At 39.2% G+C, this 12,285-nt stretch carries 12 protein-coding genes; 5 read left to right on the top strand and 7 right to left on the bottom strand.

Going from position 1 to position 12,285, the window contains the following annotated elements; all coding sequences use genetic code 11:
* Positions 1-52: 52 nt before the first annotated feature.
* Complete coding sequence (locus tag E4S40_RS09640) at positions 53-1,090, top strand: o-succinylbenzoate synthase (RefSeq protein ID WP_237563164.1); 1,038 nt, start codon at positions 53-55, stop codon at positions 1,088-1,090.
* Here E4S40_RS09640 and E4S40_RS09635 read toward each other — a convergent pair.
* Complete coding sequence (locus tag E4S40_RS09635; protein WP_161971790.1) at positions 1,087-2,127, bottom strand: lactonase family protein; 1,041 nt, start codon at positions 2,125-2,127, stop codon at positions 1,087-1,089. The two genes, E4S40_RS09640 and E4S40_RS09635, sit on opposite strands and share 4 nt — an antisense overlap.
* A gap of 228 nt (positions 2,128-2,355) precedes the next feature.
* On the opposite strand from E4S40_RS09635, the gene E4S40_RS09630 reads away from it, so the two are divergent.
* A complete protein-coding gene (locus tag E4S40_RS09630) occupies positions 2,356-4,890 on the top strand; it encodes a phosphoenolpyruvate carboxylase (protein ID WP_135073474.1) in 2,535 nt (844 codons plus the stop codon).
* Positions 4,891-4,965: 75 nt separating this feature from the next.
* Here the strand turns inward: E4S40_RS09630 and E4S40_RS09625 are convergent, their stop codons facing one another.
* Genes E4S40_RS09625 through E4S40_RS09600 form a run of 6 tightly spaced genes read right to left on the bottom strand, consistent with a single transcriptional unit; the run spans position 4,966 to position 9,166 of the window.
* Positions 4,966-5,601 (bottom strand): hypothetical protein, encoded by a 636-nt coding sequence (locus tag E4S40_RS09625; RefSeq protein WP_135073472.1) that lies wholly within the window; start codon positions 5,599-5,601, stop codon positions 4,966-4,968.
* 11 nt (positions 5,602-5,612) lie between these two features.
* The gene (locus E4S40_RS09620) at positions 5,613-6,158 is read right to left on the bottom strand and encodes a DUF4136 domain-containing protein (protein WP_135073470.1); all 546 of its coding nucleotides are present in this window, start codon (positions 6,156-6,158) and stop codon (positions 5,613-5,615) included.
* A gap of 17 nt (positions 6,159-6,175) precedes the next feature.
* On the bottom strand, positions 6,176-6,769 hold the full coding sequence (locus E4S40_RS09615) for a hypothetical protein (RefSeq protein ID WP_135073468.1): 594 nt from the start codon (positions 6,767-6,769) through the stop codon (positions 6,176-6,178).
* Between the two features lie 2 nt (positions 6,770-6,771).
* Positions 6,772-7,419, bottom strand: a complete 648-nt coding sequence (locus tag E4S40_RS09610) for a DUF4136 domain-containing protein (RefSeq protein ID WP_135073466.1) — start codon at positions 7,417-7,419, stop codon at positions 6,772-6,774.
* Between the two features lie 18 nt (positions 7,420-7,437).
* Positions 7,438-7,905: a hypothetical protein gene (locus E4S40_RS09605; RefSeq protein ID WP_135073464.1), complete on the bottom strand. Its 468-nt coding sequence runs from the start codon at positions 7,903-7,905 to the stop codon at positions 7,438-7,440.
* 49 nt (positions 7,906-7,954) lie between these two features.
* The gene (locus E4S40_RS09600; protein ID WP_135073462.1) at positions 7,955-9,166 is read right to left on the bottom strand and encodes a BamA/TamA family outer membrane protein; all 1,212 of its coding nucleotides are present in this window, start codon (positions 9,164-9,166) and stop codon (positions 7,955-7,957) included.
* A gap of 525 nt (positions 9,167-9,691) precedes the next feature.
* On the opposite strand from E4S40_RS09600, the gene E4S40_RS09595 reads away from it, so the two are divergent.
* The 3 genes from E4S40_RS09595 to E4S40_RS09585 all read left to right on the top strand — a co-directional run bounded on the left by E4S40_RS09595 (position 9,692) and on the right by E4S40_RS09585 (position 12,284).
* Positions 9,692-10,528, top strand: coding sequence for an alpha/beta hydrolase (locus E4S40_RS09595; protein WP_135073460.1), 837 nt, complete (start codon positions 9,692-9,694; stop codon positions 10,526-10,528).
* Between the two features lie 83 nt (positions 10,529-10,611).
* Positions 10,612-11,463 (top strand): ABC transporter ATP-binding protein, encoded by an 852-nt coding sequence (locus tag E4S40_RS09590; protein WP_161971789.1) that lies wholly within the window; start codon positions 10,612-10,614, stop codon positions 11,461-11,463.
* A complete protein-coding gene (locus E4S40_RS09585) occupies positions 11,460-12,284 on the top strand; it encodes a hypothetical protein (RefSeq protein ID WP_135073456.1) in 825 nt (274 codons plus the stop codon). Before E4S40_RS09590 ends, E4S40_RS09585 begins: the two co-directional genes overlap by 4 nt.
* Position 12,285: the final 1 nt, after the last annotated feature.

Here is a 12,285-nt window from a genome sequence, read left to right as displayed (position 1 = left end):
TCAAATTCATTCAGAAGCTATGTTTTTAAAGTTTAGCTGTATCCCTAGAACCTTGGATTTTAAATTTGAAGCCGGAACCTCCCGTGGGGTATTGACAAGCCGGAAAATTTGGTGGATCAAGGCTCAAGACCCTGAAAATCCAGATCGATTCGGTTGGGGAGAAGCGGCTCCTTTGGTGAAATTAAGTCTAGATGATTTGCCTGATTTTGAAATACAAATCCAAGAGTATTTAGAAAAATTCCAATCCATCGATTTTCCTAATGAGGAAAAGCAGCTTCTATCGATGATTCAATCCCTAGTGCCTTCACATTTACCATCTTTCCGCTTTGGTTTGGAGATGGCTGTTTTGGACTTGATGCAGGGTGGTAGAAAGCGCTTTTTCCCCAACTCATTTTATGACAACAAGAAGCCAATACCTATTAATGGTTTGATTTGGATGGGGGAAAAAGAATTCATGCGTCAGCAAATTGATGCCAAAATTTCGCAGGGATTTTCTTGTATCAAAATGAAGATTGGAGCCATTGATTTTGAGCAGGAATTGGACTTGTTGAAATACATTCGGTCCGAATATGGAAACGAGGATTTGGTTCTACGTGTAGATGCGAATGGGGCTTTTTCACCGGCTGAAGCGATGGAAAAATTAGGCAAACTGGCAGACTTGGATATCCATAGTATTGAGCAGCCGATTCGTGCTGGCCAATGGGAGGAAATGGCCCTGCTTTGCGAAAAAACACCTTTGCCCATTGCCCTTGATGAAGAATTAATTGGTGTCGAAAACAAACCCAGTCTTTTGGACCAAATCCAACCTCAGCATATTATTTTGAAACCAACTTTGGTTGGTGGATTTTTAGAAACAAAAGATTGGATAGCCAAGGCAGAACAACGACAAATAGGCTGGTGGATGACTTCTGCTTTGGAAAGTAATATTGGCCTAAATGCTATTTCACAGCTAGCTTCAAGCTACGACCCAACAATTCCACAGGGATTGGGGACAGGACAGTTGTATTACAATAATCTGGAGTCTCCTTTGGTCATCTCCAATGGAGAAATCAGATATGATTCCGCAATTCCTTGGGAAGAACCTTCCTAATTAGAAAGACTAAATAAGTAAACCGGTTTGGGTGCTTCTATGCTCAGGTCAGTGGGAGTAAGTTTGCCCGTTGTTTGATCTCGCTTGAAAACCACGATATCTTCCGAGGCCTGATGGGCTACTAATAGAAAGTCTCCGTCTGGGCTTAAGTTAAAATTCCTTGGCATAATTCCTCCTGAGGGAACATGTTCTACCAAAGAATAACTTCCATCCGCATTATTGGCAAAAACTGAAATAGTATTCGCATCTCCTCGATTGGAAGCATATACATGTTTTCCATCTGGAGATACCCGGACTTCAGCTGCTCCAACGGACCCTTCAAACCCTTCAGGTGTTAAGGGAAGTCGTTGTTTAGAAATAATTTTTCCTTCATTATATGAAAATACTTCTAAAACAGCGGTTAATTCCTGAACCACAAATGCCTCATTCCCATCTGGAGAAAAAGTCAAATGTCTTGGCCCATCCCCGGGATTCATAGGGAATTCTTCGAACAAGCTTGCCGGTTCAGGTTTTTCAGGATCAAATTGATAGCTGTAAATCTTATCAGTACCTAAGTCGGCAACAAATAAAAACTTGCCATCAGGGCTAAAATTTGCACTGTGAACATGGGCAGATTCTTGCCTATCTGAATTGACACTGTTGCCACTATGCTGTACAATTTGCCGGAGAGCTAGTATTCCATCTTCTTGAACTTCGATAATGGAAAAATTGCCGCCAGAGTAATTACTCACCACAAGAAAACCGTCATGGTAAGATAAATGGCAGGGATGGTTGCCATTGGTTGGTATTGTTGATAGCTGCTGAAGTGATTGACGATTATCATCCCATTCGAAACTCAAAACATTTCCACCTACGATGCCTTCAATTTCTTCTACCGAAAAAACCTGATTGCCTACTTCAATTACAAAAGAAGGGTTTTGAATCCCTTCCGCGATAGTTTGAAGGGATAAGGAATTTTGATCTGGAAAAAAAGTCAAAAGACTAATTCCTTCTTCGGGTCCATCCGTATAGGAACCCACTAAAAACTGATAATTCATCGTTGAGGTGGTTTCAATGGTTTTTTGCTGGCAGGACAATGCGACTAAGCAAAAAAGGAGGGGGATGATTTTTTTCATTCAGAAAAGTACAAAAAAATAAAAGCTAATTCCTTATTCAGGTCCGATGAAAGAAAGGAAATAATTCAGGATTCTTTTTGAAGAATTGCTAAATTTTTCGCTAAAAAGGGGAATTATTTTTAATTTAAGCCTACTAATAATCACACTGAAATGCACACCAACTACGATATAGAAGTAGCGAAAAGATTCACAATCTATAATTCACTTTTTCTTGATTTGCCCTTTGATAACATTTTTCGAACAGGAACCATGTTGCCTCTATTGGCGACATCATGTCAAAAAGGCTTTGAGGAGGGAAAATCTCCTAGGGAAATTATCGAGGGCTTTTTTGAAGAAATGATGCCTCAAAATTCGGAGAAGGAACAGAATGATTTACTGTTTCAAATGATCCAATATGTGGAGCGTCAGGTAGTACTTTTTGATTCGATTGAAGATGCTGCTTATGAAAAAATCAATGATCTAGGCGGAAAAGGCTCAATCAAAGCATTGATTACCCGAGCTGGAGATGATCGCAAAAAAGAAGAGTTGATCGAAAAACTGAAAACATTCTCTGTTCGACTGACTTTGACCGCTCACCCCACTCAGTTTTATCCCGGAAATGTACTGGGGATCATTACGGATATGGAAGACGCAATTCGTCATGATGATATTGGCCGGATCAATTTATTGCTCCAACAATTAGGGAAAACCGGTTTCATTAAGCGGGAAAAACCAAGCCCTTATGAGGAAGCAGTCAGCTTGATCTGGTATTTGGAAAATATTTTTTATCAGAGTGTTTCCGATATCATGATTCGATTGCTCAAAATGCTGGATCAGCCTCTCCATAGTTGGGAAAATCCAGGTTTGTTGAAAATCGGGTTTTGGCCGGGAGGAGATCGGGATGGGAATCCATTTGTAACTCATCAAACGACTATGCAAGTGGCAGAGCGATTGAAAAAATGGATTTTGAGATGTTATTATCGGGACCTTCGGAAGCTTCGTCGAAGATTGACCTTTAAGCATGTGGAAGAGGTGATGCTTCGGGTAGAGCGGGGAATTTATGATACGCTTTTTGAAGAAAAGCCTGTTTATCACAGTGCCGATCAGTTGCTGGAGGAACTCCTCTTGGCTCGGGAAGCCCTAATTAAATACCATGACGGATTATTCTTGGAGTTGCTAGATCAATTTATATTGAAGGTTCGGATTTTCGGATTTCATTTTGCCTACATGGATATGCGGCAGGATAGCCGGAAGCATGATGGGCTTTGGGATGAATTGATGGAGGTTGAAAAAGTAAAGTGGGAATCTGAAGAAAACGCACAGATTGAGCAGATTCTGGCTTTGAAAAAAATACCCAAAGTAGAAGCATTTAAAGATGAATTCCATCGTGAAATGCTCTTGTCATTCGAAGCTATCGGGCATATTCAGCGGGAAAATGGAGAGAACGCACTTCATCGATATATAATTTCCAATTGCCAATCAGCTAAACATCTATTGGAAGTTTTCCAATTGGCAAAATTGACTTTGGATCAAGATGGTTCGGGGCTTCCTTTGGATATTGTTCCGCTATTCGAAACAGTGGATGATTTGGCAGCCGCTCCTGAGATCATGAGTTTTCTTTATCAGCTTCCTGTCTATCAAAAACATTTGGAGAAAAGAGGAAACAAGCAAACTATCATGCTTGGATTTTCTGATGGGACGAAGGATGGGGGATATTTGAAAGCCAACTGGTCTATTCTCCGGGCAAAAGAAGAATTGACACGGGTTTCGAGGGAGAGTGGCATCACTGTGGTGTTTTTTGACGGTCGTGGAGGACCGCCTGCCAGAGGAGGTGGAAATATGCATAATTTCTATGCTTCCTTAGGTGAGCAAGTCGAGAATGCTGAAATCCAGGTGACTATTCAAGGCCAAACTATCTCAGCGAATTATGGAAAGCAGGCTTCCTGTACCTACAATTTCGAGCAATTGCTCAGTGCAGGGATGGAAAATCATTTGTATTCTGATGAAGAAAGAAATCTCTCCGAATCCCAGCGAACTCTAATTGCCGAGTTGGCGGATAGTGGATATGAGGCTTATAAAGCATTCAAAAGCCATCCGAAGTTTGTTCCCTATTTGGAGCATGTCACTCCACTCAAATATTTTGGAATGACCAATATTGGATCACGTCCTTTGAAGCGTGGTAAATCTGAGGGGTTAAAGTTTGAGGATTTGAGAGCGATTCCATTTGTGGGTTCTTGGGCACAAATGAAACAGAATATTCCAGGCTATTATGGCGTAGGGGCGGCGATTTCCGAAATGGAACAAAAGGGTAAGCTCAAGGATCTGAAGAATTTGTATCAGACAAGTCTATTTTTCAGGACGCTTTTGGGAAATTCCATGCAGTCATTGAATAAGTGTTTTTATCCAGCAACTGCTTATTTGAAAAATAATCCTGAGTACAGCGAGTTTTGGGAATTGATGTTTGAGGAATATCAACGATCAATTGAAGCAATCAAAAAAGTCGCTGAGATGGATGAATTGATGAAGGATAATCCGGTGATTAAAACATCCATTTCCATCCGGGAAAAAATTGTGCTTCCTCTAATCACTATTCAGCAATATGCGATTCAAACCATGCTGGAAGACGGAAAAGATAAAGCAGTTCTTCAAAAATTGATTTTGCGAAGTATGTTCGGAATCATCAATGCTGCAAGGAATGCGGCTTGATTTCTGAAGTATTGTTCAACAAAAAAACTCAGCAGATAATCTGCTGAGTTTTTTTTTGATTTGAAATTCGGGGACCTATTCTGAAATAAACCCATCCTTAATCAATTGTTTCACAATAGATTCAGCAAAGGTTTTGGAGAAGGTTTCCAAAGAAGATGGATTGGTTGTTTCAGACTGAGAAGACCAAACAAGTTCCTCAGTAGCTACATCGTAAAGGTTAGCTTCTAAGTAGTAGTTCTTGTCAGTAGTGTAATATCCCGGGTCGTACATGACTGGATTGTAATAGTTGTAATATCCCCAAAAACGACCATAATACCCGTATCGCATTGGAGTGTACATGGTAGTTCCCGGTACATATCGGGTCTCATTCGTTTGGTCTAGAAGTGCGATAGTCAAGATGGATTCGCTACCCATTTCCTTGATTTTGGCAAGGATTGTCTCTTTGTCCGATTCTTTTGCTTTGAACCCAGGAGGGATCACTTCAAAACTGCTTGATGCAGTTATCCCTTTTGACTGTATGAGATCGACTAGATCTTTTTCTACAGCTTGTCTTGCGAGGAGATTTTCTGTCAATGCAGTGACAAATACACTACTGTATCCTTCAGCAGGTTTACTTGGGCTAGTCCATGACCCAAGGATTTTTACACTAGGAGAGCAGGATATCATTACTGCTACTAGTGAAAGCAATAAAATGAAGTTGGATTTTTTCATTTGATTTAATTTTAGTTGTCAATTTTAGCAAATAATAAATCCACTGCACTTTGAATCGTTGCAGGGAGATTTTTTTCTTTATTGGGCAGTGCCCGATCAATGGTTCCAATCCAAACAGCCTCATTACTTTCATTGTCTACCAAATGCATGGTGAGACTTCCTTCCTTATAGGTATTGACAGGGATTTCTCTGACCGACCAAGTGTAGTTTCTTTGACCTGTATACATAAAGGGGTCAGTGGCAAGGTTGGTTTCTCGAGTCTGAACTTTGTCTTGAACCCGAATTCCTAAGTTAATTTTTAATTCAGGATTTGAACTGTCTCTTTTCAAACCTCGTTCTTCCATTTTTTTGGTGATAGCATCTTGAAGATACTGAATGTTTTCCTTGAAATTTGGGCCTGGTTCATCGGGACCTTTCATTTCAAAAAAATCGAAAGATTTATACTCTGTTAAATCAAATCCATCATAGATTCCTTTTGGTACAGTCACATATTTTTTCCCCGAGCAAGCTGCAAATATGACTACCAGAAATAGCAGAATTATTCTTGAGTTTTTCATGGATTTATTTTTTGAGTCTATTTAATAAATACTATTCCGAAATTCACCGAAAGGTTGGATTGACCGTCGAGGTTAGAACTGGCAAAAGAAGAATTATATTTTGCGCCAAGTTTAAACCCTACTGAAGAAGAAGGCTGCAGGATAAGGCCGATTTCTGGTCGAATAGCAAGCTGCCAATGAGTTTTTTCCGAAGTGAAAATTCCCATATCTATTCTTCTGTCTTGAGCGATCGTCCCAATTCCTAAGCCTGCATAGGGCCTGATGGATCCTTCTACTATTGGAAAATAGGTTCCTGTTACTAGAATTGGGAATGCATGCTGATACCTGTATTGGACTCCAGAAAGTGAGGCAGAACCTTCGGTATATACTTTCTGTTCCTCTTTTTTGTAAAGGGTCGAATAGCCGATTTCTCCTCCGACAGCGAAGGTCTTTTTAATAAAACGCTGGTATTGAATATTGACTCCTCTCAACGCTACCTGATCGATAAAATCAGCTGTATTGCCAAGTGGTATAGTTAGGGGTACTTCAATTGTAAAAGCGGATTGTTGAGCCAACAAGGTGTTTAAGCCGAGTAAGCCAAAAGTGAAAAGGAATACAAATATTTTTTTCATGATTAGTTTGCTAAGTATGGTGATTGAGAAAATGCCTGATCAATACCATTTGTAATTCTTGTGGCTACTTGATCTTTACTGCCTTCCAAAAGTCCGTTGATAATAGCAGACCATTGTACTGGTACTTTGTCAGCTGGGCTTTGTCCTGCAGGATTGACCATTTGAATAAATACAGAACCAGTTCGGATTCTTGTTAATTGAGGTGGATAATATCCAGGGTAGTACCAGCCCCATCCAGTACCCCATCCAGGATACCACCAACTCCAATACCACCAATCGTAAAAAAAGTATAATTGATCTGTCTGCAAGGCAGTAGGAAGCAAAATTAAATCCGGATTTGCGGATTTATCGACCTCTCTATAGCCCAGCGCATTCATATTGGACCTAATAGAGTTAATAATAGTGGCGGAGTAAACTGGATCTATAAATTCAGGTTCATAGCCTGGTTCACCCTCTACCAGTTCGGTGGTGATTTTGATTACTTTGTCAGGAAGTGAGTAGGTTTCTTGTCCAGTGAAATCAAATTCTTCATTATGATTGGTGTATACAATGTCTAATTCATCCACATAAGTGGGCTCATCTGGAATACAGGATCCAAGGGTTATTCCTAAAAATCCTAGGAGAATCCATTTTTTAAAGTTGTTTGTCATACTGTCTTTTGAAATTGATTAAAATTCGCCGATAAAGGGCAGTTCTTGTTGTATGGAATTTCGGATGGTATTGTGAATATAAGTGTCTAATTGAAAGAATTTCGCTGCGTACGTAGCGGTTGTTGCCTTTTTGAACTTTTTGTAATACTTGGAATGCAGTTTTGATAATGCCGCATCATTTTTTAAAGTTCTCAATGCAAGAGAATTTGCGAATTCGTCATTAATAGATTCGTATTGATTCATGTAATCCTCAATGATCAAGAATCGTTCTCTAGCAAGTAATTGGCGCTCAGCTTCGTATTGTTGATAAACAAACCAAAATCCCTGGGAAAGGGGTTCTGGGAGTTCCATGACAGACTCTACGATCTGTCTTTTTTCCAGCCCAAATTCAGCCTGAATTAAGGTGATTTCATCATTTATGTCTTGTGCAAAGCTTATTCCTGCGAAAAAACATAGAGCCCAAAGAATTAAAATGGTTTTTTTCATGGTTGATCAATTAAAATTTATTTTTCTACTATTAAAAACTGGCGGGGTATTAAAACGATTCGTTGATATTTAGATAAAAGCCTGAATTCCCTTCTCTTCCAAAAGCATAATCTGCTGAAATAGTTGTCCGGTTTGCTTTATTGATCATTACTCGCAATCCTACACCGTATCCTGGATTGATTGTTTCTAATAATTTTTCTCCATTGAATTTACTACCAAATGAATTGGCATTCAAGAAAATAGTCCCTCCAAAAGTCTCTTTATTTTGTTGGAGAGGAAACCGGTATTCAACTTCCGAATACAGCATGTTTTCTCCCCTGAATCTGCCCTGAGCATATCCTCGGCCACTTCGGCCAAACATGTCCCAACCCAAGGAAGGAAGATTCATATAAGGAAGATTTCCAGTCATCAGAAAATTACCGTATGCCCAAACCCCAATCAAATGCCGTTTTCTGTCCGGATTCAGATTGAAATAATGGCGATAATCCATCAGAAGCGTGGAGGAAGATTGGTCAGAGCCAAAAAAAGAAGGATTAAACTTTAAAGAAATAAAGGCATAATTTTTCTCATAGGGTGAGACCGCAACATCGCGATTTTCATAGACTGCATTGAGTGTTATCCCTGAAAGCGTGTAGGATTCCGTGTCGAAACCATGATAACTATTGTAAGCATCATGGGTAAATTGTCCCGAAACCACATTTTGATCCTCATTTAAAAAGTTTTCAATTTTTGAATGAATGTCCAAATGATATCCCAAACCCAAATAAAAATTGGTGTCAGACACTCTTTTTAGGACTGTTTCATAAAATCGGATGAGTCTAAAATCCATTTGTTGTTCTCCCCAAAGTACTCCATTGGAAGAAGGAAAAGCAGGGTCTAATTGGACTTCATTTGGGGTGCTGCTTCCTAAGCCAAAAGTAGGCTGGGAAGTGATGAAATAACGCCAATCCCCCATCAGAATCAATCGGTTTTCATTTGTAAAAATATTGCTCCTAATGCTGAAGATCCACTGTTTTTTAGTGGTGTAAAGTAAGTTGCCAACCAAGTTAGAAAGCTTAGTGGATTCAGGTTGTCCCATGTACCAAGTGGCTGCAGGAGCTAAGCCAAACATCCACCCATTGGCTGGATTGGAGGCAACTGCAGGTAGGGGGACTAGTTTGAAATTGTTGAATTTATTGGCTTGAAATTCCTTCTGTTCTTGAGAAAATGAAAAGTTGAAGATGAAGCTCCAAAAAATCAAAGTTAGAAAAGAAGTTTTCATGAGCTTGGTGGGTGCTGTTACAGTTTATTATTTGTCAGAATGACGATTAATTAACTAAACATCAGGAAATCTTATGTGAAATCAAAGAAATGAACTTCCGACGTTTGTGTCAAAGGCAAAATTTTTTTCAAGCCATGATTCAATGAATTTTGACAAAAAAGAAAAGCTCCCGAAGGAGCTTTTCAAACCATGTCTTCATCAACTAAACTATAAGAAAAGCCTTACTCTCCGTGTGAGCAGCAAAACAATCTTTGACAATGGTATTACAAATACTCCCGTCAGATGCTTTGGGTTCTGGCTTTAAGCTATTTTATGATTTCAGGGTAATTTTCCCTACTAGTGGTTAATTTTCAGGATTAACTAAATCGCTCAAAATCGGGTATTTAGGCCTTTCGTTAACTTATCGAACACTTGATTTTTAAATCAAAATTCTGTAAAAATTATAAGTCTAGATAGCTGCTTTGGCAATAATCAAAAAGGATTTATAATTCTTTTGTATTTTCAGTTTTTCTAAGACAATTCTTTATGCAGCATCTCGAAACCAGCTATCAAGCCCCAGACGGAATCAAACTTTATCTTCAAGCTTGGATGCCTGAAAAACCAAAAGCCTCGCTACTTCTGATTCATGGTTTAGGGGAACATAGTGGAAGATATTCTGCATTAGTTGAAGGATTGGTTGACTTAGGAGTTGCAGTATTTACTTTTGATGGGAGAGGGCACGGGAAATCATCGACTGATGGACCAACAGCTTATTTCGAGTCTTATAAAGATTATTTAAAAGATATTGAGGCTTTATATGGTAAGGTAAAAGCTTATGTCCCGGATGTTCCTTCATTTATTTTCGGGCATAGCATGGGAGGAGGTTTGGCCGCAGCTTTTGCACTGAAATATCGACCTGAAACAAGCGGAATTATTCTTTCCGCACCGGCTATCAAAGAAGCAGAAGGTACTTCCCCAATATTGGTTGCCCTTTCAGGCTTTTTGAATAAGATTTCTCCAAAGGTGAAAGCTTTGGCTTTGGATATTGAAGGAATTTCACGCATTCCTGAGGAAGTAGAGAAATATAAAAATGATCCCTTAGTCTATCAGGGGAAAATACCCGTACGGACGGGCTATGAACTGTTGCAAATGATGCGATATGTTCAGGATCAGGCATCACTATTTGATTTTCCATTTTTGGTTTTGCATGGCACCGCGGATCGGCTTACCAATCCCAAAGGGTCCCAAATACTTTTTGAAAAATCACCCTCATCGGATAAAACCCTTCGCATGCTGCAAGGAGCCTATCATGAACTTCTCAATGACCTAGACCGAGAAGAGGTTCTCCGTGAGATTTTGGAATGGGTTAAGGAAAGAATGTAAAAAAAACATCATCTAGTTTTTGTATTTGAAAAATTGTTTTTAGTTTAGTGTCATATTGTATTATGACACTAAAACAAAAGTCTATGGTTTTAATTCAAAATCTCCATTTTTCATATCCCAAAAAGCCCACACTTTTTAAAGGATTGACTATGAATTTGGAAAAAGGGAAAGTAATTGGGCTTCTGGGGAAAAACGGTGCAGGGAAATCAACCTTGATGCGTTTGATGGCAGGCCTCCTTAAGCCGAACGCTGGAACTGTTGTTTTCGAGGGAAAACATTCTTTTGATCGTGATCCGGATTTTTTGGATCAAATGATTTTTGTGTCTGAGCAGATTTCTGTTCCGGAATTTTTGAAAGTAAAGGATTATGTAGGGGTATACCGGGATTTTTACAGCAGATTTGATGATGTTCGACTAGAAAATCTCCTAGCTGAATTTCAAATAAGTACTGAGGAGAAGATTTCAAATATGTCTTATGGGCAGCAAAAGAAACTTCAACTTGCCATTAGTTTGAGCGTGGGAGCGAAACTAATACTTCTTGATGAACCGACCAATGGACTTGATATTCCATCGAAAAGTTCCTTTAAAAAAGTAGTCTCTGCGAGTCTTGAGGAGGACCAAATACTTGTGATATCAACTCACCAAGTCCAAGATATAGAGCATTTGATAGATCAGGTGATCATACTGGATGAAGGAAAGATCAAACTTCATGCAGATCTCGAAGTGCTGGAAGAAGAGTTCGTCTTCTCTCAGTCAGGAGAAATGCCAGCAAATGCGATTTATGGTGAATCACATGTATTGGGGGCTCGATTTATAGCCAAATCCATGATTGGTATCAGTGGAGGAAGCACTGATTTAGAATTGCTTTTTCATGCCGTAATCGCCGATAAACTAAACGGTAATTATTTATCTCATCCAAAACCCCAAATGTCATGAATGGAATATCTGTAAACCGAATATGGAAATTGATGAGGCTTGAACTTCTCTTCCATTGGAAATATTACGTAATGCTGACTATCGGTTCATTTTTCTTACTTGCGACCTTCTTTTTCTATGTTTGGAATAAGTTTTCTGCATATTGGGATCTCTGGGATTGGAGGGATCAAACATTTTTAGGTTACCTAATGGCTTACAAAATCCTATTGGTCTTTCTAGTATATGGGAATGCCTTTTTTGATCTGCGCTCAAAGGCAAATTCGGAACGTTATTTATTAATCCCAGCTTCTAACTGGGAGAAGCTGCTTTCTCAACTGTTTATAAAGATCGGTTTAGCAGAAATTATCCTTCCCCTAGTTTTTTGGCTAAGTGCAAATTTTGCTAGTTTGATTTGGGTCAACTTTTTACAAGAAATCTTTCATCCGGAGAATCTGGCAGAATTTCAGCTCATTGGGATTGGAATTATTTGGCCTTTTCCACCGGATCAAAACTGGGCGATTTATTTACTGATGCTCGGAATATATTTGGTTTTGATATCTATATTTTTTGCAGGGAACCTGTATTTCGGCAAGTGGAATTTGGTATTGACACCCGTAAGCTTGTTTATTTTCTACCTCATTATAACTAGTTCATCGGTCGGACTATCACAGCTCCTTTTCACAAAAGACGAAAGTATCTTGAGTTTTAATATCAGTATCAATGAGCCGGAGATTTTCACAGATGTTCCGCTGATGGTCCTGGTTATTATTTTCCTGCTTTTTTTAGGTTCAGCCTTAAGTTACCTAGTGGCATACTATAGACTAAAAGAGCGGGAGGTTTAAG

The organism is Algoriphagus kandeliae, from assembly GCF_004571135.1.
GTDB classification, from domain to species: Bacteria; Bacteroidota; Bacteroidia; order Cytophagales; family Cyclobacteriaceae; genus Algoriphagus; species Algoriphagus kandeliae.
The sequence above is the reverse complement of the archived record's forward strand: the minus strand, read 5'-3'. Positions and strand labels throughout refer to the sequence as shown.